This window comes from Bacillus infantis (assembly GCF_020171945.1).
Taxonomy (GTDB): Bacteria; Bacillota; Bacilli; order Bacillales; family Cytobacillaceae; genus Bacillus_AB; species Bacillus_AB infantis_A.
Genome location: NZ_JAIVAP010000005.1, coordinates 214,918 through 239,816, shown reverse-complemented (window position 1 = coordinate 239,816; position 24,899 = coordinate 214,918). Strand labels below are relative to the sequence as shown.

The 24,899-nt window shown below is 45.9% G+C and carries 26 protein-coding genes and 1 riboswitch; of the genes, 9 read left to right on the top strand and 17 right to left on the bottom strand.

The window, feature by feature from the left end; genetic code table 11:
- Positions 1-54 precede the first annotated feature (54 nt).
- A complete protein-coding gene (gene dapF, locus LCM00_RS10910) occupies positions 55-1,038 on the bottom strand; it encodes a diaminopimelate epimerase (protein ID WP_224901465.1) in 984 nt (327 codons plus the stop codon).
- A 154-nt stretch (positions 1,039-1,192) separates the two neighbouring features.
- On the opposite strand from dapF, the gene LCM00_RS10905 reads away from it, so the two are divergent.
- Complete coding sequence (locus LCM00_RS10905) at positions 1,193-1,462, top strand: hypothetical protein (RefSeq protein ID WP_224901463.1); 270 nt, start codon at positions 1,193-1,195, stop codon at positions 1,460-1,462.
- A 47-nt stretch (positions 1,463-1,509) separates the two neighbouring features.
- On the opposite strand, the gene LCM00_RS10900 is transcribed toward LCM00_RS10905, so the two are convergent.
- The 6 genes from LCM00_RS10900 to ribD all read right to left on the bottom strand — a co-directional run bounded on the left by LCM00_RS10900 (position 1,510) and on the right by ribD (position 8,527).
- Positions 1,510-2,754, bottom strand: a complete 1,245-nt coding sequence (locus LCM00_RS10900; protein WP_224901461.1) for an EAL and HDOD domain-containing protein — start codon at positions 2,752-2,754, stop codon at positions 1,510-1,512.
- Positions 2,755-3,594: 840 nt separating this feature from the next.
- Positions 3,595-4,890 carry an NCS2 family permease gene (locus LCM00_RS10890; protein WP_224901459.1) on the bottom strand — a complete coding sequence of 432 codons (1,296 nt, stop codon included), beginning with the start codon at positions 4,888-4,890 and terminating at the stop codon, positions 3,595-3,597.
- 114 nt (positions 4,891-5,004) lie between these two features.
- On the bottom strand, positions 5,005-5,475 hold the full coding sequence (gene ribH, locus LCM00_RS10885) for a 6,7-dimethyl-8-ribityllumazine synthase (RefSeq protein WP_022544069.1): 471 nt from the start codon (positions 5,473-5,475) through the stop codon (positions 5,005-5,007).
- A 14-nt stretch (positions 5,476-5,489) separates the two neighbouring features.
- Entirely contained in the window at positions 5,490-6,683 is a 1,194-nt protein-coding gene (locus LCM00_RS10880; RefSeq protein ID WP_224901515.1) for a bifunctional 3,4-dihydroxy-2-butanone-4-phosphate synthase/GTP cyclohydrolase II, read from the bottom strand.
- 97 nt (positions 6,684-6,780) lie between these two features.
- Positions 6,781-7,431: a riboflavin synthase gene (gene ribE, locus LCM00_RS10875; protein WP_224901457.1), complete on the bottom strand. Its 651-nt coding sequence runs from the start codon at positions 7,429-7,431 to the stop codon at positions 6,781-6,783.
- A complete protein-coding gene (ribD, locus tag LCM00_RS10870; protein WP_224901455.1) occupies positions 7,412-8,527 on the bottom strand; it encodes a bifunctional diaminohydroxyphosphoribosylaminopyrimidine deaminase/5-amino-6-(5-phosphoribosylamino)uracil reductase RibD in 1,116 nt (371 codons plus the stop codon). Before ribD ends, ribE begins: the two co-directional genes overlap by 20 nt.
- A 139-nt stretch (positions 8,528-8,666) precedes the next feature.
- Positions 8,667-8,813: riboswitch (FMN riboswitch) on the bottom strand.
- A gap of 163 nt (positions 8,814-8,976) precedes the next feature.
- Here ribD and LCM00_RS10865 point away from each other — a divergent pair.
- Positions 8,977-9,813 (top strand): EcsC family protein, encoded by an 837-nt coding sequence (locus LCM00_RS10865; protein WP_224901452.1) that lies wholly within the window; start codon positions 8,977-8,979, stop codon positions 9,811-9,813.
- Positions 9,814-9,816: 3 nt separating this feature from the next.
- Here the strand turns inward: LCM00_RS10865 and LCM00_RS10860 are convergent, their stop codons facing one another.
- From LCM00_RS10860 to LCM00_RS10840, 5 genes are all read right to left on the bottom strand, one after another.
- Positions 9,817-10,392: a TlpA disulfide reductase family protein gene (locus LCM00_RS10860; RefSeq protein WP_224901449.1), complete on the bottom strand. Its 576-nt coding sequence runs from the start codon at positions 10,390-10,392 to the stop codon at positions 9,817-9,819.
- A 172-nt stretch (positions 10,393-10,564) separates the two neighbouring features.
- Positions 10,565-10,891: a four-helix bundle copper-binding protein gene (locus LCM00_RS10855; protein WP_224901447.1), complete on the bottom strand. Its 327-nt coding sequence runs from the start codon at positions 10,889-10,891 to the stop codon at positions 10,565-10,567.
- 82 nt (positions 10,892-10,973) lie between these two features.
- On the bottom strand, positions 10,974-11,753 hold the full coding sequence (locus tag LCM00_RS10850) for a hypothetical protein (RefSeq protein ID WP_224901443.1): 780 nt from the start codon (positions 11,751-11,753) through the stop codon (positions 10,974-10,976).
- 451 nt (positions 11,754-12,204) lie between these two features.
- Positions 12,205-13,056 (bottom strand): patatin-like phospholipase family protein, encoded by an 852-nt coding sequence (locus LCM00_RS10845; RefSeq protein ID WP_224901440.1) that lies wholly within the window; start codon positions 13,054-13,056, stop codon positions 12,205-12,207.
- Positions 13,057-13,196: 140 nt separating this feature from the next.
- Positions 13,197-13,496, bottom strand: a complete 300-nt coding sequence (locus LCM00_RS10840) for a DUF4870 domain-containing protein (protein WP_224901513.1) — start codon at positions 13,494-13,496, stop codon at positions 13,197-13,199.
- Positions 13,497-13,765: 269 nt separating this feature from the next.
- Between LCM00_RS10840 and LCM00_RS10835 the strand changes: the two genes are divergently transcribed.
- The 4 genes from LCM00_RS10835 to LCM00_RS10820 all read left to right on the top strand — a co-directional run bounded on the left by LCM00_RS10835 (position 13,766) and on the right by LCM00_RS10820 (position 17,185).
- On the top strand, positions 13,766-14,548 hold the full coding sequence (locus LCM00_RS10835) for an undecaprenyl-diphosphate phosphatase (RefSeq protein WP_224901437.1): 783 nt from the start codon (positions 13,766-13,768) through the stop codon (positions 14,546-14,548).
- A gap of 24 nt (positions 14,549-14,572) precedes the next feature.
- A complete protein-coding gene (locus LCM00_RS10830; protein WP_224901511.1) occupies positions 14,573-15,151 on the top strand; it encodes a DedA family protein in 579 nt (192 codons plus the stop codon).
- Positions 15,152-15,173: 22 nt separating this feature from the next.
- Positions 15,174-16,295 carry an amidohydrolase gene (locus LCM00_RS10825; protein WP_224901434.1) on the top strand — a complete coding sequence of 374 codons (1,122 nt, stop codon included), beginning with the start codon at positions 15,174-15,176 and terminating at the stop codon, positions 16,293-16,295.
- Between the two features lie 326 nt (positions 16,296-16,621).
- A complete protein-coding gene (locus LCM00_RS10820) occupies positions 16,622-17,185 on the top strand; it encodes a GNAT family N-acetyltransferase (RefSeq protein ID WP_224901430.1) in 564 nt (187 codons plus the stop codon).
- 58 nt (positions 17,186-17,243) lie between these two features.
- Here the strand turns inward: LCM00_RS10820 and LCM00_RS10815 are convergent, their stop codons facing one another.
- Both LCM00_RS10815 and LCM00_RS10810 read right to left on the bottom strand, forming a co-directional pair.
- The gene (locus LCM00_RS10815; RefSeq protein ID WP_224901427.1) at positions 17,244-18,032 is read right to left on the bottom strand and encodes a hypothetical protein; all 789 of its coding nucleotides are present in this window, start codon (positions 18,030-18,032) and stop codon (positions 17,244-17,246) included.
- 178 nt (positions 18,033-18,210) lie between these two features.
- Positions 18,211-18,366, bottom strand: coding sequence for a YflJ family protein (locus LCM00_RS10810; protein WP_224901424.1), 156 nt, complete (start codon positions 18,364-18,366; stop codon positions 18,211-18,213).
- A gap of 918 nt (positions 18,367-19,284) precedes the next feature.
- Here LCM00_RS10810 and LCM00_RS10805 point away from each other — a divergent pair.
- Positions 19,285-20,394, top strand: coding sequence for a mechanosensitive ion channel family protein (locus LCM00_RS10805; protein ID WP_404802151.1), 1,110 nt, complete (start codon positions 19,285-19,287; stop codon positions 20,392-20,394).
- Positions 20,395-20,503: 109 nt separating this feature from the next.
- Here the strand turns inward: LCM00_RS10805 and LCM00_RS10800 are convergent, their stop codons facing one another.
- Together LCM00_RS10800 and LCM00_RS10795 are read right to left on the bottom strand one after the other, a co-directional pair.
- Positions 20,504-21,997, bottom strand: coding sequence for an HD-GYP domain-containing protein (locus LCM00_RS10800; protein WP_224901418.1), 1,494 nt, complete (start codon positions 21,995-21,997; stop codon positions 20,504-20,506).
- Between the two features lie 171 nt (positions 21,998-22,168).
- Positions 22,169-22,948 carry an SDR family oxidoreductase gene (locus tag LCM00_RS10795; protein ID WP_224901415.1) on the bottom strand — a complete coding sequence of 260 codons (780 nt, stop codon included), beginning with the start codon at positions 22,946-22,948 and terminating at the stop codon, positions 22,169-22,171.
- 232 nt (positions 22,949-23,180) lie between these two features.
- Between LCM00_RS10795 and LCM00_RS10790 the strand changes: the two genes are divergently transcribed.
- A complete protein-coding gene (locus LCM00_RS10790; RefSeq protein WP_224901412.1) occupies positions 23,181-23,669 on the top strand; it encodes an Hsp20/alpha crystallin family protein in 489 nt (162 codons plus the stop codon).
- Positions 23,670-23,713: 44 nt separating this feature from the next.
- Positions 23,714-24,181: an Hsp20/alpha crystallin family protein gene (locus LCM00_RS10785; protein ID WP_224901401.1), complete on the top strand. Its 468-nt coding sequence runs from the start codon at positions 23,714-23,716 to the stop codon at positions 24,179-24,181.
- A gap of 15 nt (positions 24,182-24,196) precedes the next feature.
- Here LCM00_RS10785 and LCM00_RS10780 read toward each other — a convergent pair whose 3' ends face one another.
- A complete protein-coding gene (locus LCM00_RS10780) occupies positions 24,197-24,694 on the bottom strand; it encodes a GNAT family N-acetyltransferase (RefSeq protein WP_224901399.1) in 498 nt (165 codons plus the stop codon).
- Between the last annotated feature and the right edge of the window lie 205 nt (positions 24,695-24,899).

Genomic DNA, 24,899 nt, shown 5'->3' with positions numbered 1-24,899 from the left:
ACAGTATCTTTCTGCACCGAAAAAGAATGCTGCGGCGGCAGCATTCTTTTCTAATCATAAATATTCTTCTATTACTTCACTGGCATGTTCCTGCAGCTTGCCATACTGTTCTGCTTCGGCCTCAAAATAAGCTTTTTCACCCAAAGTAAACGACTTAGGCTGGGCAGGATCCGCATAGGCTTTTACACGGTACATATACGTCGCGTTCCCGATCAGGTCGATTGTATACCCGCCATTTGATTCATGTGCGATACATTGGACCTTTCCCCCATTATTATACACATCCACCGGCCTTTCAAGCTTATTCATCCCTTGAAGGCAGGATACCAGGGTGGAAGCTGACATCGCAGTTCCGCATGCATTCGTGAAGCCCACTCCGCGCTCAAAGGTCCTCACGTAAATGCTTTCCTCTCTAAGAGGCTTGATGAAGCTGACATTTACTCCATCAGGAAACAGCTCATTCGGGCCATTGACTTGCTCACTGATCTCTTTTTGAAGATCTGATCTAATATCATCTTTGCTGCAAACCGCAATCAGATGCGGATTGGGAACAGCTAAAGCAGTGAAATTAAGCGAATCTGACAATGAGCTTATTTTCTCATCCTTTAATGTCTCCTGATTCAGCATGAGCGGCAAATCACGGATCTGGAAGGAGACTGGTGAAATTTCAACAAGATAGGTTGGAATTTCCGGGAAGATATCCGGCCGCTTTTCAACCTTTAAATCTGCCTTCATTGTTTCAATGATCGCTTCCTTCAAATCTAATAGTTCGCATACATAGCGGGCGACACAGCGCAGGCCGTTGCCGCACATTGAAGCTTCTGATCCATCAGCATTAAACACCCTCATCCGGGCATCGGCTTTATCACTCTTCATTGTAAAAAGAATACCGTCTGCCCCCAGTTGAGAATCCCGGCGGCAAAGAGCGATGGCAAGCTCCCGCCGCTGTTCTTCCGTAAATCCATAATTTCTTGATATCTCATCTATCAGCAAAAAGTCGTTTCCCGACCCATGGCATTTCAGAATTTCTATTTCCATTTCAAAACCTCCATTTTCCCTTTAACCTGCTAAATCATCATAATAATAGATTGCCATAAATTCCTCTCAAGTTCAATCCTCTTGCGGACGATATGAGTTAGAATACGATATGGCGGGTATTAACCTATGTGCAGGCCGGAGGTGAGTCAAAGCGATGCAGGAATATAAGTTCAAATTTTTCATCAGCAGGGTTGAAGAGCTTGAAGCAGCAAACGGGTTAACAGAAAAAACAGCTTTTGTAGATACAAGGATCCTGTACGGGGAACAGGAAATTTACAATGGCTCTATCCGGGTACGCTTCAATGATCATGGAACATTCCCCAATCCCGCGGACATAATGGCCGCTGTATCACAGAATTCTTTAAGGAAGCTTTTAGCCGCAGAAGCGAAGAGATATGTCAAGCCGCAAAGACGATGGCTCTGACAAACTTCGAAAGCGCCGCAGACCGGCGCTTTTGAAGTCAGCTGCAATCATATGTAAAGAGATTCTTCTGAAAGCAGACTATTGGTCCATGCTATAGAATCGGCATATATGCGAAAAAGAGCATTCTCTTCTATATGAAGGCACCTGCTTTTTTCACTGATCAGCTTCCAGTCAGCCTTCTCAACAGCGACCGCAAGATCCAGCACATCTTTAAGAGGATTTTGGATGCCCCTGAGCGCATCCCCTATTTCGTCCTGAAGCGGCAGATCAGTCAATATATCCTCCATCGATGCCCCAAGAATGCTGTCCATCATCGAAAACATTCCTGTTAAAAAATATTGGGCATTCAAAGCCCCTTTCTTTCTTAAAACCGCTATAGATTCAGCCATCTTTGCCCTTATCAGGCAAATCCTGATCGTTTCCTTCTGCACTGCCTTCTTTTCCAGGGCAGACTCCCTGACAGCAAGCACATAGATCCACTTCTGGATTTCATTCAGCCCCAGCAGAACCGTCGCCTGCCTGATGCTGTTTATCTTGTGCTTCGGCCTGAAAGCCGGAGAGTTGATCAGCCTAAGCAGCTTATAGGAAAGTGATAAATCTCTTTCAATCAGATTTGATATCAAATCTATGCTTGGGTCAGCAGTCGAGAGATTATAGATCATCTCATAATAAGAATGAAAATAGGTCGGAACATCATAAGTTGATACAATTTCGGGTTTTTCAAAGAAGTAGCCCTGAAAATAATCATAGCCCCTTCTTCTCGCATCCTCAAACTCAGCTCTTGTTTCGACTTTTTCCGCTACCATTTTGAGCTTGAGCCGTTTGGCTTCCCGCTCAATCCTCTCCCTCATGCCGGCTGAAGTGGCGAGGAAGTCCACTTTAATTATATCTGTGTACTCGAGCAGCTGCTTTGAAAAAGGATTGCCTTCCTGGAGGGCGTAATCATCAAGGGCGATCTGATACCCCAGGTTTTTCAGTTCCCGGCAGATATCAATCAGATAGCTGCTGGGTTCCACCGTTTCCAGTATTTCCACAACAATCTCCCTTGGCCTGAAATAAGTCGGGAGCCGGAGATTGAGCAGGTTTTCGGTAAAATTAATAAAACAGGGCTTGCCTCCGGACAGCCTGTCGATTCCTATATTTAAGAAACTGTTTATAATGACGTCGGCGGTCGCCTGGTCGCCGTTGATAAGGGGAAATTCATTCACCTGGCTGCTTCTGTACAGCAATTCATAAGCGAATACTTCTTCCTTAGTGTTAAAAATCGGCTGCCTCGCAACAAAGACTTCCATTTTATAACCTCCGCTGTTATTCCAAATGTTAGGTTGTCTTTATTTTAAAACAAAATTTGCCAGTATGTCTGTCGAAGTTTGTAGAATGGTATATTTTATTGGAAAAGAACGGTTTTTTAGAATATCTCATCCTGAAGAAATGTTTGAAACAAGTTTTACTTTTTAGTGGGGCTGTTGTTTTCCGTTCCAGGCACTTCGCTTTCCGCGGGGCGGCGCTAAGCCTCCTCGTCGCTGCCGCTCCTGCGGGGTCTTAGCCCTGCCGCTATTTCCCACAGGAGTCTGCGTGCCTTCCACTGCAAACAACAGGCTTTCAGCAAATTTATGCTGTCTTTGAAAAGATGGAGTTACAGGAGGACAATTTAGAATAGAAGGTTTCATTCCACGAACCTATTTAGTTTGTAGAATCTTAAATTTTATCGTTTAAAATTCTCCTTTGGACACCACAGACTGTGAACAAGTTCAAATTTCAGCCAAATGGGGCTGTTGTTTTCCGTTCCTGGCACTTCGCTTTCCGCGGGGCGGCGCTAAGCCTCCTCGTCGCTGCCGCTCCTGCGGGGTCTTAGCCCTGCCCGCTATTTCCCACAGGAGTCTGCGTGCTTTCCACTGCAAACAACAGGTTCTCTATAAGGGGTTTCGGTTCTGTATAAAGATGGTATTCAAGTTCCTAGAGATCTTTCATCAGGAATATTATAAGCAGCTCATTAGACTGTCAGCCTGATTTCGACTCTCACTGTCAGAATTAAAAAGGAAGCATAAAAAAGGGGTACGGAATGTGTTAATTCCGTACCCCTTTTTGTTAACATAGTGCAACGCCAATGATAATGGCGCTTTTTTTAGGAATCAGCTGATGACATGAAACACGAAGTTTGCCAGGAATAGTCCTGCAATTACATACAGAGCAACGGAGACTTCCTTCGCCCTTCCGATTGCGATTTTGAGGATGGGATAAAGGATGAATCCGACGGCAATTCCGTCTGCAATGCTGTAGGTAAACGGAATCATCGCTATGATGAAGAATGCCGGGAAGCTTTCACTCATATCCTTCATATCAAGGTTGCGGATGTTCTGGAGCATCAATCCGCCGATGATGATAAGGATAGGGGCAATCGCACTGTTTGGAATCAGCTTGATTACCGGAATGAAAAATGCCGATAGCATGAACAGAAGCCCTGTAGCCACTGTCGTAAGTCCTGTCCTGCCTCCTGCAGCCATGCTGGCTGCACTTTCAACGGTTGAAACCGTCGGACTTGTTCCGAAAAGGCCGGAAAGAAGTGCAGAAACTGAATTTGCCTGAAAAGCCCGCTTGAAACGTTCCGGCTTGCCGATGAATGAAACATGGCCGTGAACCAGACCGATATTTTCAAACACCAGGACCATGGTCAGCGAGAAGACTGCCACCCAGAACGTTATGGAAAAGAAGCTTTCAAAAGACATAGCCCCGAAAACATCCAGATAATCGCCAAAAGAAAAAGAAGATTCTTTTGCCTGCGATACATCAATATTCCCAAACAGCAAGGCAATGAGCGTTCCGGCAGCAACAGTGATCAGAAAATTTCCCGGGACATTCCGCATAAACAAAACGATCGCCAGGAGGAACGTAATGATCGTCGCCAGCACATGCGGGTCTCCCAGATTGCCTAACGCAATGAGCGAGTTGGTGCCTTTTTCGACGATGCCGCCCTTTTCAAGCCCAATCAGCATCAGGAATAACCCAAGGCCTACAGTGATAGCTTCCTTGAGCGACTGTGGAATGGCTGCACTCAGGCTCCCCGCAAAACGCGAAAAAGCCACGAATGCAAAAACAAGCCCAGAAACAAATACAACCGCCAGCGCTTCCTGCCATGACAGCCCCATAGACTGCACGAGTGTGTAAGAAAACAGGGCATTGATTCCCATTCCAGGCACAAGAAGGATCGGTACATTCGCCCAGAATCCCATCAGGAAGCAGCCGACAACTGAAGTGATGATGGTCGCCATAATGGCAGCTTCCAGAGGTATTCCGGCTTCCGAAAGAATGAGCGAATTGACAGCTATAATATACACAATGGTAAAAAAGCCGATCGTACCCGCCATCACTTCCTTCTTGAAGCTTGTTTCATTGGCATCAAGCTGGAATAATTGGTTTAGCATTTTCATTAGTATTACCTATTCTGTTGTATAGCCCTCTCCCTACCCGCTCTCCCTGATAAACAGGTGAGCCACAAGGATATATTTTAGCAGACATTGAGTTCTATGCCAATAGGAGACCCTTTAATTAGCCATTTCCCTGTAAAGATTACCCATTTCAATCGCTCCTGCGGCAGCCTCCCAGCCTTTGTTTCCTGCCTTCGTTCCGGCACGTTCAATCGCCTGCTCGATCGTATCGACAGTCAGGACACCGAAGATGACCGGGATTCCGCTTGACATGCTGATTGATGCCACTCCTTTTGATACTTCGCTGCTTACATAGTCGAAATGCGGTGTGGCTCCTCTGATGACAGTCCCTAGCGTTATGACGCTGTCATACTTTCCGGAATCAGCCATTTTCTTAGCCGCAAGAGGGATTTCAAAGGCTCCCGGCACCCACACGACCGTTACATCTTCCTCTGCGACACCATGCCTTTTCAAGCTATCCTCTGCTCCGGACAGAAGCTTCCCGGTTATAAATTCGTTGAACCTTGAAACAACAATAGCTATTTTAAGCCCAGTACCTACCAGATTTCCTTCAATCACTTTTTTCATCGTATTTTCCTCCATTAAAAAGTCAGCAAATGACCTAATTTTGTTTTTTTGGTTTTCATATAGTTTTCATTATCTTTTTTAGACGGAAGCTGAAGCTGCACCCTTTCTGATACTTCCAGCCCATACCCTTCAAGGCCGGCGATTTTTCTGGGGTTATTCGTCAGCAGGCGCATCTTCCTTACGCCCAGGTCCCGCAGTATCTGTGCACCTATCCCGTAATCGCGGAGATCATCCTTGAATCCGAGCATATGGTTGGCCTCCACTGTGTCATAGCCTTCCTCCTGCAGTTTGTAAGCCTTCATTTTATTGATAAGGCCGATGCCCCTTCCCTCCTGGCGCATATACAGGAGGATACCTGATCCGGCTTCTTCAATCTGCTTGAGGGCTGCTTCAAGCTGAGGGCCGCAGTCACAGCGGTGCGAACCAAACACATCCCCGGTCAGGCATTCTGAATGCACCCTCAGAAGCACAGGCTCCTCTTCTGAAATTTCTCCCTTTACAAGGGCGATATGCTCTTTGCCATCCAGTTTATTTGTATAGCCGACCGCTTTGAATTGTCCATATTCAGTAGGAAGCGATATCTCCGCCTCTCTTTTAACGAGAGAATCGTGTTCAAGCCGGTACTCGATCAGGTCTTTGATAGTAATCATCTTCAGATTGAATTTCTCAGCCATTTCTTTCAGGTCATCCACTAATGCCATGGACCCATCGTCCTTCATGATTTCACAGATGACTCCTGCAGGCTTTGCCCCGGCCAGACGAGCCAGATCAATTGCCGCCTCTGTATGGCCGGCCCTTCTGAGGACACCGCCTTCCTTGGAAATTAAAGGAAAGATATGTCCTGGGCGGGCAAAATCTTCGGGTAATGAATTTTCATCGAGAAGTTTTTCGATGGTCTGTGCCCTTTCAAATGCGCTGATGCCTGTCTTTGTCTCCTTAAAATCAACACTGACTGTAAAAGCTGTACCATGGCTGTCTGTATTAACATCAACCATGGGATGGAGGCCGAGCCTCACTGCAAGCTCTTCTGTTACAGGCATGCAAATCAGACCCCTCCCCTCCTTTGCCATGAAATTTATTGTTTCCGGCCCGGCAAATTCAGCTAGAGCTACCAGATCGCCTTCGTTTTCCCTATCTTCATCATCACTTACAATAACAGGCCGGCCTTTCTTAAGTTCTGCTATAGCGTCTTCGATTGTATTGAACATGGATACAGCTCTCCTTTGGTTAAGGGCAGGTATTTCCCAATTCATTCCTGGCGAAAGACATGCCTTCTTTTATTGCTTAAACTCAGTTCTCAGGCTGTCACAAAAAGCCGTTTTCTCTGAGAAGCGCCTCCGAGACAGTTTTCTTTTCCGGCTTGGAGGCAGCCTTATTCATAAAGCTGTAAATATATTTTCCAAGCATATCAAACTCAAGGTTCACAGTTTCCCCTGCGTCCTTCCCTCCCAGTATGGTATGGCCGGCGGTATGGGGAATTAGGGAGACTGTCAGGGAAGAAGCTCCCGCTTCAAAAATTGTCAGCGAAACACCATCTACAGCAATTGAACCTTTCCCCACTGCCAAATGGGACCATTCCTCCGGCACTTCGATTTCATAATAGATGGCATTTTCTTCATGCCTTTTTCTAAGAATGCTGCCTCTGGCATCTATATGCCCTGAGACGAGATGCCCCCCAAAGCGGCCGCCGGCTTTCACGGCTCTTTCAAGGTTTACGGGGCTATTGCGCTTCAGTTCGGCAAGGCTGGTTGAATGGTATGTTTCCGGCATAACATCAGCGCTGAATTTTCCCGCGGTAAAATCAGTGACTGTCAGGCAAACGCCATTTACGGCAATGCTGTCGCCAATTCCCACATCTTCGAGTATCAGGCTGGCCGATATGCTGAGCTTTAAAGTTTTCCCCTGGTGGACAATCTGTTCAACCCTGCCGACTTCCTCAATTAATCCTGTGAACATGATGGCCCTCCTCCGGCTGCGGCACCGCAGTAATTTTAAGGTCCGGACCGATGCGTTCGGCCGATTTAAATGCCAAGGGAATGGATTGATCCATTGAAGAGATCCCTTCTCCCCCTACAAACGGGACTGCTTTTCTTCCCCCTATGATTTTTGGGGCTGCATAGAGAATGATCTGCTGAAATAGCCCTTCCTTAATGAAAGAAGCATGGATTTCAGAACCGCCTTCAACAAAGACGGAAAGAACCTGCCTTTTTCCCAATTCTTCGAGCACCTGGCCTGCTGGCACCTCTTCCTCAGGAAAATGTACAAGCTCCGTGCCCAGAGCTTTAATTTTCTCAGCCTTGCTTTTGTCATATCCGCTGCCGGTAAAAATGATGACCGGAGCTTTTTGATCATGCAGGATAGCTGCATCATCAGGGATCCTTAATGTGGAATCCAGTATTACTCTTATAGGGTTTTTTCCGCCTCGGGGCATTCTGGCGGTAAGCTGGGGGTTGTCATGGATGACTGTGTTCACGCCCGTCAATATTGCGTCATGTTCATGTCTTAGCCGGTGAACATCTTCCCTGGATTCTGGAGAGGTAATCCATTGGCTGTCACCAGTGTTCGCTGCTGTTTTGCCGTCGAATGATGCGGCGGCCTTTATCGTTACATATGGTCTGCTGGTCCTCATGAAATGAAAGAATGCGCTATTTATTTCTTCCGCTTCTTCCCGCCTGATTCCAACAGCAACTTCTATCCCTGCTGCTTGGAGCTTTTCGATCCCGCGGCCGGCGACAACCGGGTTGGGATCTATTGAGGCAATGACCACCCTCTTGATCCCCGACTCGATGATCAGGTCTGCACAGGGGGGAGTCTTTCCATGATGGCTGCACGGTTCGAGTGTTACGTAAATCTCTGCTCCCCTGGCAAGACCGTCCGCCATCCGGATGGCATGGACTTCAGCATGCGGGGTGCCGGCCTTTAAATGAGCCCCCATTCCTGCAATTTGTCCATCTTTTACCACAACGGCGCCGACACATGGATTGGGACTGGTCTGCCCGATTGTTTTCCTGGCCAGGGACAGGGCCAGATCCATATAATCTTCATCTGTCATATGTACACCCTCTTTTCCTATCGTTCAATTTTTTCTCTCCAGAAAAAACAGCAGGCCCCGTACAGAATCAGTACGGGGCCAAATTAGACATGACGAAATAAGCGTTCTTAACACAATGTTAAAAACGCGGTTCATACATCCATTCCTTCTCCCATCCAGACTATAACTGTCGGCTTTGGAATTTCACCAAATCCACCGTCTTCACTAAGCGTGAAGCCGGGTCACGGACTAAGAGGCATGCCTCATCACCGCCGGCTGGGACTTTCACCCGACCCCGAAGGAATATTATTCTTATAATATTAAAGGCATCTTATCATGAATGATCTCTTTCGACAATTCAAAGAGCTTAAGAGCCGCAAATTTTATTTAAAATAGTGCTTTGGCACCTGAAACCTTTGGATAGGGACAACCGTATTATATGCATATTATAAGCAGAAAGGAATCTAACAATGCAGGAGACGAAACAACAGCTGCAGTCTGAGCTGCAGAAATGCCAGGAATGGGAAGAAGATCAGAGCGGCCTATGGTTTTGGGAAAAAATCGGCAGGCTTCCATTTAAAGTGCTGGACAAGCTGACCCCAGCCATCATTCAGAAAAAGATGGGTGTTATGCTTGATGAGCTCGGCAGCTACATACAGACGGGCGGCAGCTATTTAAGCACCTCTAATTCCATTAAATCTTATTATCCTGGACGGAATGTGAATACTCTTGAGGATACTGCTGTTCTTTCTATCAAGGAGATGGACGGGGCAGCAGAGAAGCTGACAGGTTCCAGGAAGAAGATTGCAGCCATTCAGGGGGCAGGGACAGGCTTTGGAGGATTGTTTACTTTAAGCCTTGATATTCCAGTTCTACTTGGGATGCAGCTGAAGACCCTTCAGGATATTGCCATCTGCTACGGCTATGATCCGAAAAGCAAGAAAGAGCGACTGTTCATCGTCAAGGCGCTGCAATTTGTATCTGCTGACATCGTTGGCAAGCAGGCGATTCTCAGGCAGCTGTCCGATATCGATTCGCCGGAAGAGGATGTTCAGCGGGAAATCGCATCTGAGATCCAGGGATGGCGTGAAGTTGTCTTTGCTTATCGTGATCAATTTGGCTGGAAGAAACTTTTTCAGATGGTGCCGATTGCAGGGCTTGTATTCGGGGCATTCATCAACCGTTCAGCAGTAGGGGATATCGGGGAAGCTGGCATGATGCTTTACAGAAAGAGGAAGATCAAGGAGCGGCTGCAGGCAGCAGCACCAGATATTTTGCCGGCAGATACAGAAGAAAGGCTTCCATGAACATCATGGAAGCCTTTTGCTTTCTTTTTCTATAAAATCCTTATCTACGGCGCCCATAACCCTGCTTCTGATAATTCCGTCAGAATCTATAAAAAAGCTGGTTGGATAAGCCATAATCTCATACTCACCCATGACCTGCCCCTTTACATCAAGCGGAATGGGAAAGGTAAGGCCGTTATCCTTTACAAAGTCCATTTCATCGCCTTTGTTCTTTTCGATAAAGGTCATGTTGACAGCCAGTATTTCAAAATCCCCGATTGCTTTTTCTTCGTAAAGCTCCTGCATATCAGGCATTTCGGCCTTGCAGGGCGGGCACCAGCTTGCCCAGAAATTAAGAAAAACCCTCTTGCCTTTATAATCACTGAGGCTCACTGTTTTTCCCTCTATATCAGTCAGAGTGAAGTCCGGTGCTTTATTGCCCGGTTCAATCCCCACCTCTATCTCCTCCGGATTCTCCAGCCTTTCATATCTTTCAGCCGGCAGCACCTTGTTTACGACCCCTTTATCCTTCAAGACCGTCTTATCAATAACGAATAAAGCCAGCAAAATGATCCCTGTAACAAGAAGAAACTTTTTCATTGCACACCTCGGCTATTATTAGCAATCTTATATGTCCTAGCAGGCCTAAGCTGCATAGGCTGAATATTCGTGCCAGAACACCATTTTAATATGCTATGTGATCTAAGTAAACAGCCGGCAATAAAAAAACCGGCACGCCGGCCGGATTGTGTTCGTCTATTTCAGTATCTGTTCAAGCAGCAAGCTTTCTGCATTCTTCTGCACAAAGATAGCATTTCTCTGCACAGTTCATGCAATGAGCTTGGTCAAACTGCTTGCATTCTTCTGCACACTGATCGACTATCCTTGAACAGAGCAGAGTATATTTTTTTATAAAATCGCTTTCTGACTCAAGTGCCTTGATTGTCAGTGTACAAATATCGGCACTTTCTCTGTACAGCCTGATAGCGCCAGACTTCTTCCCGGCATCTGCTTCTTCCAGGGTTTTCCTGAATGATTCCTCACAGGCTTCCAGGCAATCAAGACATGCCTTTATGCAATTTTCATAGCTGTTATCCATCACATTATCCTCCGCTCTTTGCAGTATATGATCTTAATGATAGATTCCCTTATATAAGCAGCTCAAACCTGGCTGCTTCCAATCAGCCTCCGTCATTAAACAGCTTGGCGATTGCTGCTAATGCCAAAATCCTCTCCTTAGGTCCAGCATTGCTGTTAAAGGCTATAACCTCCATATTGGGATTTTGAAAAGTCTCAGCCCAGCTTACAGGCATCAGGCCCTTTTGGTAGCTCATTAACTCTTTCCCGCCATCCCATTCAATCCTGCAATCCAGGAAAAATCTTTCCCTCCGGACAGAAAGCGCCTTCTGGTTGAATTGTATAACAGCTGTTCCTCCTGGTTTATGAATAAATTGCATCGTCCCGACATAGCGGCGATCTGCCCTAAAAATTTCCACTTTATTTTTCCTGGACAAAAAGAGGATCATCAAAACGCCTGATCGATTATATAGCCCATACTCCCGCTGAAAGTACCTGGTAAGAAAAGAGGGGCACAGTTTCCCGAATAAGGTTGAGTCCGAATCTCTCAGCTCTCCCGCCAGCTGGCCGTCAGGTGTGAATAACAGCATTCCTAAAGAAGATGAAGGAAGATGGGAAACAAGCAGGTGATTTTCTTCCAATAGCTTCCCCTGAGATTGGCAGCTGCCCAGCCTGTCCACCGCTTTTGACCTTGATTGATGGACCATACTCATCTGATAACAGCCAAAGCTGTACAAAAGAAAAGGCACAGCTGCCAACACCAGCTCCCTGCCCGGCAGCATAGCCAGGCAGGCCGGAAGGATAAAAATCAGAGGCACAAGCGCTGCCAGGCTGCTGTTAAGAGATATATCTGCTAATCGGCTGTAATGCTTTTGAATATTCATCAGCAAGTCTCCTGTGAAGAATTTGTTTGCGGTTCTGCTTCAAATTTTTGCTGCTCTTTAATTCTATTAAACGCGGCTGAAAATCATGCTAGGGAATCGGTGGGGATATAAGGGTATGTGGGGTCTGCAAGCCAGGGATACGCACTAGGATCACTATTTTGAGAAACAATAAAAATAGTAGTTCATGCAATCTTTCTGGAACCGCTATTTTACCGAACATTAAATATAGTTGTCCCAGCGATCCGCTCTGGAACCATTATTTTGCGGAAAGTCATTAATAACGGTTCCAGCGAAACACCCTGAACCTCTATTTTAAAGAAAGACAGTTTAATAATATATTTAGCTTTCCGGTTCCAATGCCGCAGGACGCTTACTCTCCCAAGACAAAAACCCCTGCCCAAAGCGGGCAGGGATCTGCTATAAACTGGTCTACAACTGGTACAGGTGCCTGTCACCCAATAAAAGACTGAATCCGCCCAAATTGCTTCTTGGCATCGCTGTAGCCCTGGTTGTACAGGTGTTCAAGCTTGGCTGGGTTCCTTTCCATCCTTCCCACTTCGAGCGGCTCTGATGGCTGGATGACAAGAGTAGTGCCATTCTGTTCTTCTTCAGCCAGATAGCCCAGTGTCTGGTTGTACAGCCGGTAGCGGTTTTCCATGGCCTTTTGAAGGCCGGTATAAGTTGGATATTTTCTTCTTACAAGGAAATGGAATTTTGAAGGCTTTTTTTGATAGCCTTTATTTCTTGTAAGAATGACAATATTTTTTTGGAAGCCGTCCTGCTGGGCTTTTTTCAGCGGAATCGGGTCACTGATTCCCCCATCCAGCAGCTTCCTGCTATTGTACTCTATCTCAGGCGCGATGAACGGCAGGGAACTAGAGGCTTTAAGGACCTGCAGAACATCCTGCCCATAGCCTGCCCTGTTGAAATACACTGGTTCTCCTGTATGGCAGTCGGTCGTGCCTATGACAAACTCAGACTGGCTGTCATGAAACTTGTCATAATCATAGGGGACAAGCTTGTTAGGGACCTCATCAAAAATGAAATCCATTCCAAAGAATTGCCGGTTCCGGAAATAATTGCGCCATGATATATAGCGGGGATCACTGACAAGATCCACATTGACTGTTTTATTCCTTCCCTTCTGACCGGAAATATACGAAGCAGCATTGCAGGCTCCTGCTGAAACGCCTATTATGTAGGGAAAATACAGATCCTGCTCCATAAAGTATTCCAGCACGCCTGCCGTATAGACGCCCCTCATCCCGCCGCCCTCGAGCACCAGGCCGGTTTCATTGAGCATGTAAAGACTCCTCTCTCTTAATACCTAATGATAATGGATATATTCTAACAAAAAAAATCCGCATCTGTCACAGGCTCCGCCTGATGGCCGCACAAAAAAAGCTGCTGGCCCCCTTGAGAGGAATCAGCAGCTTTGCTGTTTTATTTTATCAGACGGAAAACCAGCGGTATTCTGTATTCATTGCCTTCATAGGCTTTTACTGCCGCCACAATGGTAAAGACAAAAGCCAGTGCTGGGACAATCCAGATGGTGATGAATCCGATAAGCACAATCATCAGGACAGTGCTGATGATGCTGTACACGCCATAGGAGATAAGGAAATTAAAATACTCTTTTCCATGATGATTCACAAGCTCGGAGTCATCTTTCTTCAAGAGCCAGATGATAAGCGGCCCGAGAAAGGTCGTAAACAGGCTGGATATATAAATCAGGGATGCCATGAGCCTTTCATCACTGCTAGAGTTTTTTTGGTATTCCACTAATAATTCCTCCAATATTAAAAATGATTTCTTATAACTATTACTACGCCCCACATCTAAAAAGGTTTCATTCTTCACCTTAAAAAATTCTTTGAGCGCTACTTTTCCTTTCCCTGTTCTTGTTTGGGACAACTTGAATACTAATTAGGGAGGGACTTTATCGCGCGCAAGAAACAAGCATATAAAAGAGCCTTCATCAATACTTCAAAAAGAATGTAAAGGGTGATAGGATGCTTTCTAAAATAGAAGCGCTTATTCTGGGGATGATCCAGGGCCTGACTGAATTTCTCCCGATTTCGAGCACCGGGCATTTATATCTCGGCAGGCACCTGTTCGGGCTTGATGAGGCGGGCCTGTTCCTTGATACCATGCTGCATGTCGGCACCCTGCTGGCAGTCCTTGTTGTTTACAAAGATGAGCTCCTCCAAATCGTCAGAAAACCTTTCGGCCGGCTTTCCATGCTCCTTGCTGCCGGGACAGTGCCTGCCGTTATTGCAGGTCTCCTTCTCGGTGACCTTCTCGATTCATTGTCAAAATCCGGCGTTACCATCGGGTGGGAATTTTTGCTGACCGGCTTTATCCTCTGGACTGCCGATGGAATTAAAAAAGGCAGGAAAAAGATGGACGATATCAGCATGGGGGATGCCATCTTCATCGGCACATTCCAGGCAGCAGCAATCTTCCCTGCCCTCTCCCGCTCCGGATTAACGATTGCCGCAGGCCTTATCAGGAAGCTGGATAGAGAAACAGCTGCCTATTTTTCTTTTCTTCTCTCCATCCCAGCGATAGCAGGGGGGATTGTGATGCAGGCAGGAGAAATGTATGCCGGCCATACCGAAGCCATCCCTTTTGGGAGCCTGCTGATCGCCACACTCTCATCAGCCCTGTTCGGCTATGCCGCTGTAGTCTGGATGATTTCATTCCTGAAAAGAAAATCACTTAAGATTTTTGCTGTCTATGTATGGGTTTTGGGCTTTGCTGTCCTCGCCCTTCAGATGACAGGGATTTTTTAAGGGAGGCGTGTAACAGTGAAGGAAATGGTCATTCAGTTATTTGAGTTCCTTTCAAGCCTCGGCTATCTGGGCATAGCACTTGGATTGATGGCAGAAGTTATTCCCAGTGAGATTGTCCTGAGCTATGGAGGTTACCTGGTTGCAAGCGGAAAGATCCATTTTGCAGGAGCTTTGCTTTCCGGGGTGGCAGGCGGCACCGCTGCCCAGCTTTTTCTATACTGGCTCGGTTATTTTGGGGGCAGGCCTGTCCTCGAGAGATACGGGAAATATCTGCTGATTAAAGGCAGCCATCTGGATGCTGCCGAGAACTGGTTTAACCGATACGGCACCGGCGTCATTTTCACAGCCAGGTTCATACCTGTCGTAAGGCATGCCATTTCCATACCGGCAGGAATAGCAAAGATGCCTCTCAGAACCTTTTTTCTGTACACTGTGGCAGCCATCATCCCCTGGACTGTGCTTTTTCTGCTCCTGGGAATGGAGCTTGGCTCCCACTGGAATGAGGTAAAGGATTATGCCAAACCATATCTGGCACCGATCATCGTCACCGCTGCTCTTCTGCTTGCCGGTTATATTGCCGTAAAAGCACGCAAAAAAGATTGATGCCAATTAAGGAGGCATAATCATGACCAGGATGCTGTTGAAAAATGCGCTTGTCTACCCGATTATTTCAGCACCCTTCAGGGGTGACGTCCTTGTTTCGGACGGCAAAATAGAGAAGGCTTCCCCTTCAATTAAGACGGATTCTTCTGTCAGGATCATTGACTGCAGCGGCAGGCATCTGCTTCCAGGCTTCATCGATGTGCATACTCATATGGGGCTTTATGATGAAGGGACCGGGTGGGCCGGGAATGATGCCAATGAAACCATAGAACCACTCAGTCCGCATATCAGGGCAATGGACGGTGTTTACCCGCTCGACCCTGCTTTTTCGGATGCTGTGCGGCATGGAATCACTGCGGTCCATATCATGCCTGGCAGCGCCAATGTCATTGGCGGAACCACTTCTGTCATTAAAACTGCCGGCAAAAATATTGAAAAGATGATGGTCCAGAAAACGGCTGGCCTCAAAATCGCATTCGGGGAAAACCCAAAGCGGATTCACAGCCACGGCAATAAAGAGTCGATTACCAGGATGGGCATCATGGGAATGCTCAGGGAGGCTTTTTATGCAGCCAAAAGTTCGGCAACACCGGAAGATCTCCGTACCGCCCCCCTCCTTCTCGCCCTTGAACGTTCCATCCCTGTCAGGATCCACGCACACAGGGCTGATGATATCATTTCTGCGGTAAGATTGGCAGATGAATTCAATCTTGATCTGAGGATTGAGCATTGCACTGAAGGCCACTTGATTGCCGACGAGCTGTCGGGAAGGAATTTAAAAGTGTCCGTCGGCCCGACATTGACAAGAAGATCGAAGGTAGAATTGAAAAACAAAACATGGAGGACATACAGCGAGCTGACGAGATCCGGAATTGAAGTATCGATAACGACAGACCATCCTTATACACCGATTCAGTATTTGAATGTATGTGCTGCCATTGCCATGAGGGAAGGCCTTTCTGAACAGAAAGCACTTGAGGGAATCACGCTGATTCCGGCCAGGAATTTGAGAGTTGAAGACAGGCTCGGCTCAATTGAGCCGGGCAAGGATGCAGATCTGGCCCTTTGGAGCCTTCATCCCTTCCATTTTCTGTCCAAGCCGTCCTGGACAATGATTGACGGAGAATTCGTCTATTCTGATTGATGAATTTTGTCAGAATCCGCTGCTGAATTTTGCTGTAAATTTTTCAAGAAATATTAACAATTTACCTATTTCTTTTTTTATTTTTTTTTAGTATGATACCTTAAGTGGCAATGATTCTGATGAATTTCTGCCTTTGATTAAACACATAATGGAATGCAATAGATATAGGGAAGGCAAATGGTGCGCCACCATCCAATTCAAGGATGGTTCTAGTGGGTTCGATTCCCACCCCGAAATTTTTTAGCAACATTACAAAAAATTTCGAGGGTGGGACCAGGGCTCTATTTGGCATGGAGCAGGACTACCTCGGGCTGGAGGGAACATACATGCTCAAGAAACGCGATCTTCAGGATTGCCATGCTTTGTACGAATTAATGACGCACCCGGAAGTCTTCCCTTTTGTGCGCCAAAAAGCCTATTCCTATGATGAATTTTTATTTATGACCAAGCAGACGATTGAAGCAGAGGAACGCGGTGAGCTTATTTCCCGCACCATCCTCGATGAATGGGGTGCACCGATCGGCACCATCAATCTGTTCGACATCCAGGATCAGGCCGGGTTCCTCGGCACCTGGCTCGGCAAGCCTTATCATGGGAAAGGCTATAATAAGACAGCCAAGGATGCTTTCTTTGATGAGCTTTTTTATGAATCGGGTATCGAAACGATCTTTATGAGAATCAGAAATGTCAATATCCGATCGCAAAAAGCTGCCGAGAAGCTTCCATATATTGTTCAGGCCAATGAAACAAGGAAGCATATCTTTGAACAGCTGAACAAGCAGGAGGTTATCTACAATCTGTATGAAATTCCAAAGGACTTATATACACTTCACGTAATGCGGAGCGGAGTCCAGCCGGTACAGGATGTGTCCCAGCTGATGGAGGCATAAGAATACAGGAAACTAACAAAGCCAGTCATTCCAGACTGGCTTTTTCGTTTTAAAAAAATTACCTTGCTTCCAGAAAAACCGCCTTCATATACGCATGTTCAAGCCTTTCCACAGGCCATATTGAGGAAGGGACCTTCTTTTCCCGCATTCTCGCCAGTATTTTTTGGGGATATTCAAAACGGCCATCGGCATATTCGAAGGCTGTTTCAGTTTGAATATGCACAGTCTCCTCTTGGCAGATTCTGTACTTCTGCCACCTTGCAGCCTGTTCAAGGAGTGAGTGAAACCGGTTCAGCTCATATTCCGGACTTTCAGGGTCGGATGCTGAGAAAGCCATGCAGAGTCTATTCCTTTTCATATCTGCTCTTTGCAGCTGCTGGCTTATTGCTTCAAAATCCCTGCTGGTAAAGCTTTTTAATGATTTAGGGAACATGATTAAGCTGATTTCATCCAATTCCCCTCCCCGCAAGCCTGATGGAGGTGACCAAATCATCTTATGTTTATTGGGCGGGACTTCACTCTGGCCGCCCCAGAACTCTTCGCCGATGCCGGTGTATGTAAAGACAACGATATCCTGCTCGCATGCTGCAGCATAAAAGGCATCATAGTCAATTGCACTGCCGCAATTAAAAGAGAACAGTTTCCAGGGAGGTGCCAGCCAATTGGACTTGATAATCAGACTAGCCAATAAGTAATATTCATGAAGGTGGACAGGAAAGTGCTGGAGCAGATAAATCTGCTGCCGGGCTGTGTTCCCCTTGCTTCCGGGTTTACCCGGAGAGTCAAGGCAGCTTTCCCCGATTTCCTTCCAAATGGTGGTCAGCTTGTTCGCAATAAGAGTTCTCACTATCCCCCGCCCCCTTTCCCTCTCATCATATGCTTTGCCGCTTTCCAACATGCCTTTCAGTAAAGCTCTGGCGTGCCGCTGCTATTGGCCGGCGGAGCAGGCTCAGCTTCCGGAAAGGCCCCGCTGCACCATTTGCCATAACAAAAGAGACTGCTATCTATGCAGCCTCCCCCTTTGCTTATTTTCCCGGATTTTTCTTTAATTCATCGATATATAGTTTTCTGACAATATAGGTTTTGTATAATTCTATTTTTCTGCGGTCTATCGGATGCTTATTGATCCCCATTTCCTTAAGCTTTTGAATATACCAGCCTTTCGACCCCTGATATGCCACCCTTCATTCTCCTCTCCAATCGCTTGTCCGTATAATATATGCGGAAAGAAGCAGCAGAAGACCTTCAAGGAAAAAATTCAGCGGCTCAGCTCTCATCCCTTATTCTTTAGCATTAAGCCTGCAAATTTAACACGCTGATGTTAAACTTGATCGCCCTCCGTATATGCAGCACCCAAGACCACTCCCGCAAAAACTGATTGTCAAAAGAAACTGGACTAGCCCTATATATTCCAGACTATCAAAAAACGATACTTCCATTCCTGTACCTTCGCGTTTGATGTCCGCATAGGTTTATATGGCAGACAGGCTTTTTCAATATTGGGTGAAGGGTCCCTCTTTTTCCCCCTTCAAAGAGAGGTTTATTCAGCTAACAGCAATCAGGAAGTCTTATCCGTATTTGTGACCAGCAAGCCTTAAAATAAGAGGAGAATTTCCGGTTAAGCTGCTGAATTTGGCACAAGTGGATGTAGATAAGAGGAAAATTTCCGGTTAAGCGGTGAGGAATTGTCCATTTTCCTGTTTTTTGAATCGATAGAAGGAATTTCTCCATCTATTTGAGCTACTTTTAAGGTTTTTTCGAAATTAGGGGGAATTTCTCCGCTTATTTTTCAGTCCGTCACAGATTCCCTCATTCAAGTCCGTGGCCTGCTCTTTTATGGATGGTTGGGGATTGCTCTTAAATAGAGTTTCTTGAATGCCCTCCAACAATAAGCTTATTGAACAAATGGGTGCTTTAATAGCAGCATTGGCTCCCTGAAAGAGTAAATTATCACCTCTTATAAGAATGGCAAAATAGCAACAATCTATGCGAAAAGAGCCTTATTGAAAGTTACGCCTTTCAACCTATTAAGTTTTTCCGCAGTTAGTGGTAAAGTGTTTTAATGTTTATCACTGCTTAGTATGGCATCAAGGAGGAAAATGATGAATTACCTGTTAACCGATGATTTTTGGGCAAAGTTTGCCATTTCTGCCGGAATCCTGATTTTATTTTTGCTGCTCCGCAAAGTGTTTACAAGATACATCTTTAAGCTGATTATTGACTTCACAGATAAAAAAGGCATCACCACAGCTTCTTCTATTCTTAATTCTTTCCAAAAACCTGTCAGATGGCTATTTGTAGTAATCGGCCTTCAGCTTGCTTTGCAGTTTTTCCCATATGACCTGATCAGTGACACAGCAGAAAAAAAACTGTTCCGGTCTGTTTTCATCGTGCTTGCAGCCTGGGGTCTTTTCAACTTAAGCAGCATGACAACAGTGCTGTTCCCTAAACTGATGAGCAGGCTCGATATTAATGTCGATAAGCTGGTGGTCCCCTTTATCTCCAAAATGGCCAAGACACTTGTTATTGTTCTTGGCGGAAGTATGATTGCGGAAGAATGGGGTTTTAATATCAATGGTTTCATTGCCGGATTGGGTCTTGGTGGCCTTGCCTTTGCCTTGGCTGCGAAAGAAACAGTTTCCAATCTGTTTGGGGGAATAGTGATTGTAACCGAAAAGCCTTTCACAATAGGCGACTGGATTAAGACCCCCAGTGTCGAGGGAACAGTTGAGGACATAACCTTTAGAAGCACAAAGATACGTACTTTTGCCCAGGCCCTTGTGACAGTTCCCAACTCGACCCTGGCCAATGAGCCGATCATAAACTGGTCTAAAATGGGGAAAAGGCAGATTGCCTTTCATCTTGGAGTTACATATTCAACTTCAAGGGAAAAGCTGCAGACAATCGCAAGACGGATTGAGCTGATGCTGATTGAGCATGAGGAAATCCATAACGATACAATCATTGTGCGCTTTGACCGCTTCAATGACTCAAGCCTTGATCTTTACCTGTACTTTTTTACAAATGTGACCTCTTTTGCAGATTATCTCTCCATCAAAGAAGACGTTAATTTCAGGATCTTGCTGATTCTGGAAGAGGAAGGAGTCAGCATGGCTTTCCCGACACGGACTCTTATGGTTCAATCAGAGGAGGCTCAGTCCGGAAGCGGGATTCTTCAGGAAGAGAAGACATTGCTGCGTTCGTCATGATTCTTTGCGGCAGGAAAATTCTGCTCTCATCTATAAAGCCGCACCAATCTGGTGCGGCCTTTGTTTTGTTTGTAAGATATAAAGGATTCGTACATAGAGAACCTGAAAGTCAGGAGGCATCAGACTGCAGCTTTCTTCTGGCCAGCTCTATAAAAGCGTCTGCCACATGGGAATCCCACTGCGTGCCTTTTCCACTTTCAAGTATGGCCAAAGCTTTTTCCGGCAGCATTCCTTTGCGGTAAGGCCTGTCAGAAGTCATGGCATCATAAGAATCGGCTACGGCAATGATGCGGCCAAAATAGGGTATCTCTTTCCCCTGTAGTCCATCAGGATAGCCTTTTCCATCGATTCTTTCGTGATGGGAACGAATCCCGGGGAGCAATGAAGCTACTTCGCCTGCCGGCTGTACCTGCTTCAAAATGGTTTCACCGATAGCCGGATGGGCCTTTATGAACTCGAATTCCTCGTCAGTCAGCTTTCCTTCTTTTTGCAGGACTCCATCCGGGACCCCTATTTTCCCAATATCATGGAGAAGCGCAGACTGATAGAGCTGCTTCAGCTCCTCCTCATGAAGGCCAAGCCTCTTCCCTATGTCGCGGGATAAAGATGCCACCCTCATGGAATGGCCCGAAGTATATGGATCCCTCGCATCAAGGGCGGCCGACAGAACAGTCATAAAGCTTTCAAGCAGCTGCCGGTTCGTCTCTTCCCTTTGCTTCAGCGCCGATATCATAATATTGAAGCCTGTGAATACTTCCGAGAATTCGTCCGTATACACATTATCCTTCAAGTAGGCAAAGTTCTGGTTTTCCGCCTCGGACATCAGCGTCTGGAGCCGTGAAATCGGCTCTTCTATATCCTCAGCCATATACTTCGCCGTCAGTATGGCATAGCAAACTGTTATGAAAATGACAACAGCTGCCCATTGCCAAAATACGGCAGTTTCCATCCCCATTCCTTCAAGCTTGATCTGGGCAGCCACCATAAAAATCAGGACAGGAAGGACACCTATTGCAAGGACCGTCAAGCGGAATTTCTTTTTGATCGGAATGGTTGATGGAGTCTCTTGAGTGTGCCACCCGCCAGTACTGGCCGATTTTAAAAGGGCTAACACTGGCTTGATCGCGCGAAGTGTCAAGTAGAATTCAACCAGGGCATGCATGCTGGCTACAAGAAAAGCGGCAATGACGGCATAAAGCACCATATAAAAGGAGAGCCTAAGCTCTCCGGCTGAGATCAGATAAATTGAAGCAGCTGCTGCCGGCACCGTCAGTCCAAGCAGGTGCGGCAGCATAATCCGCTTGACCGTAAGGACAGGAAATTGCTTCAGCCGCAAGATCGCTTTCCTGACAGACTCTTCATCCATTCCATTAGAATGAAAGACAGCACGGATGGGCCTGATATGCAGCCTGAAGAAGAAGCCCTCGGTAAAAAACATGATGACCATTGACCCGGCCAGAATGATCCATATAAGGGCCTTATCATATCTCCTGGCATCAATGGTAGTAAAGATAAAGGTTGCTCCGATTGCCAGCACTGCAATCAACGAGCCGAATATGTAATTGATTAGGAGTTTTTTAAGAAACCTATTATATATGTCCATCTTCCACAGCACCCTGCATCAAAATTTATAGTTATTTCCTACTATTTTAACACCCTTTCACCTTCAAAACTATACGTACCCGTTTCTGAACCAGGATTCTCTCAAACTTTCTCAAATATTTGCACAAGTGCGGCAGCAAAAAACACATTGCCTTTCAGCAATGTGCCCTTCTTAGCAATCACGCCTGTATGCTTTTCCCAATATATCCTTTCCTCCCGTAACAGGAATAATGCTCCCTGTTATAAAGGCGGAATTATCATCACTTAAGAACGAGATGACCCTTGCGATATCCTCTCCGGTGGCATCTCTTTCAGTTTCCGGCAAATCTCCGATCAATTCTCTCGCCTGAATGATTTCCTTCTCTTTCCATTCACCTACGATATCGCCTGGACAGACCATATTGGCTGTTATCCCGTTCTCAGACTCTTCCAGCGCAAGAGTCCTTGTAAGGGATGCCGCCGCCGTTTTTGCTGCAGCAAAAGCTGATCTGTAAATCCACCCTGGCGCCGTTTCGACTCTGTCAAATCCAATGGTAATGACTCTTCCCCAGCCTTTTTCCCTCATCTTCGGCAGAAGGAGCTTTGTCATCCAGAAGACTGCGTTTACATTCCCATTCATCAGATAGCTCCAATCTTCAAGGGAATAATCAGCCATTTTTTTTCGTTCATGTATGTATGGCCCGGCATTATGGACAAGGATATCGATTGAGCCGAAAGTTTCAAGTGCCTTCTCAGCAATGCTCCGGCAGTCTTCTGCAGAAGCGATGTCACCTTGGATTGCAATATTTTGCGTCCCATATTTTTCAGTCAATTCCTCCGCGAGCCGTTCAGCTTTTTCCCGGCTGCTGCGGTAATTGATTGCAAGCGAAATCCCATTAGCTGCCAGTTCAATGGCTGTCCTTTTTCCAATGCCGGCCGCTCCGCCGGTTATTAACGCCGATTTTACATTCACCAAATTAGATTACCCCGCTATATTTTTTTCTGCTCTCTTAATCACTATACTATGAAGAACCCTTAAGATATGCAACTAAAAAGAGGCTGGCAGAAAATATAAGCCATTGGACTGGCTGCTGGTCTTTTGAGTGCCTCAATGATCATTAACGGTTAGGCTGCTGCCTGCATATAATACTGCAGCATATACCGAACACGGGGCATATACGCCTCACTAGGAAAGGATGTATCATATGTTTCCCTGGAACCTCTTCCCGTTTAACAAAGACATGAAAAAAACGATGCAGCAGCTCAAGCCTGATGAGATTGACAAATATGTTCAGAATATGATGGGGCAGCTTTTTCCCCAATCGATGCAGGGAATGGGAGGGCCACAGAATATGATGCAGGGATTCAGTCCATTTCAGCAGGGGAACTCTGATCCCTCTCCAGCCGGCTCTTCCAAACTCGATGCCTCAGTCTACGAAACACATGATTATGTTTTTGTCAGGGTAGGGATCAAAGATGAATCCTGGCTCAAACAGCTTAAGCTTTATCATACTTCAAACCAGATCATCCTGGAGCATATTCCTGAGTATGATAATAAGCATACGATCACACTTCCTGCACTTGTAAAAAGGAAAGGCTCTTCTGCCAGCTTCAAAGACAGCATGCTGGAAGTCAGGATACCCAAAAATATTGATATGCAGTTTTCTGAGATAGAAGTAACTGAGATCCTTTAACATTTGAGCTCTGGCTTTCATTTCAATAAAGGAGGTAACAAGCTATGGAATTGGAACAGTTCAGGCATCTTCTGGAGTGGAGCACCCAGGTCCAGAATGACCCGCTATTGGGCAGTCTGAACAAAAAAAATCCAGAGGGGCAGAATATGTCATCCAGTCTCGGATCAGCATTCTTCGGCCAGCAGGGGTCCGTGCCCAGATGTGATGTCTACAAATCCGGAAGCACCGTCATTGTTGAAGCAGAACTTCCCGGCATTGAAAGGGAGGAAATCAAGGTTCAAATGGTTAAGGATGAAATCATTATTAAGGGTAAATATCTGACTCTGCTCCCCAACCGGGAATATTTGATAAAAGAACGTCCCAGCCTGAAGTTTGAGAAAAAACTTTCCATTCCTTATCAGGTCATACGGCAAGAGATCAAAACCTCTTTTGAAGAAGGTCTTCTTGTAATTATCATCCCTATACATGAAGATGATGATGCTGTTGATATTCCTTTCCGGATGGATACTTGAACTCCAGGCCTACTTTTATAGAAGTTTGTCATAGCAGTAGAATGGATGCTCCCTATCCATATAAATTTGACCGGCCTTTTTGTAGCCGTTTTTCTCAAATAATTTTTGGGCCTTCTTGTTCAGTGAATATGTATCAGTTCTCATATAAGGCACATTCCGCTGAACAGCATGCTGTTCAGCAAAGGAAATAAGACGGCTGGCAATCCCGGCTCCTCTGATTTCAGGATCGACGACCAGGCGGTGGAACACATAGCATTCATCTGCTTCCTTTTGCCAGGAAACCTGGCTATATTGCTCTGCCTGGACCTGATCGCAAGTAATAGCTCCGGCAGGTTCTCCATCCATAACTGCCGTAAACATAGTTCCGTTCTTGATATCATTAAGGAAATCAGTTTCTGCCGGATATTCATCTGTCCATTGATCATTATTTTCCTGCTTCATAATATCTACTGTTTTCTTTACAATTTCCATTATTTTGCTTATATCTTTTGGTTCTGATTTTCTAATGTCCATAGAAATCCCCTATCTTTATTAGCACTAGGTTGTATTGTATCCTTTTTCGGAAAAATCATGAAGGAAAAGCTTTCGCTGCAAAGATGAGATGATTTATTTTCAACCTGATATGGACAGCCAGAATGGGTATAATGCTTATAAAACAGTTATTCCGGAATCGTCTCAAGGCAGGAAAAAAGGAGACAGCAGGTGCTGTCTCCTTTTT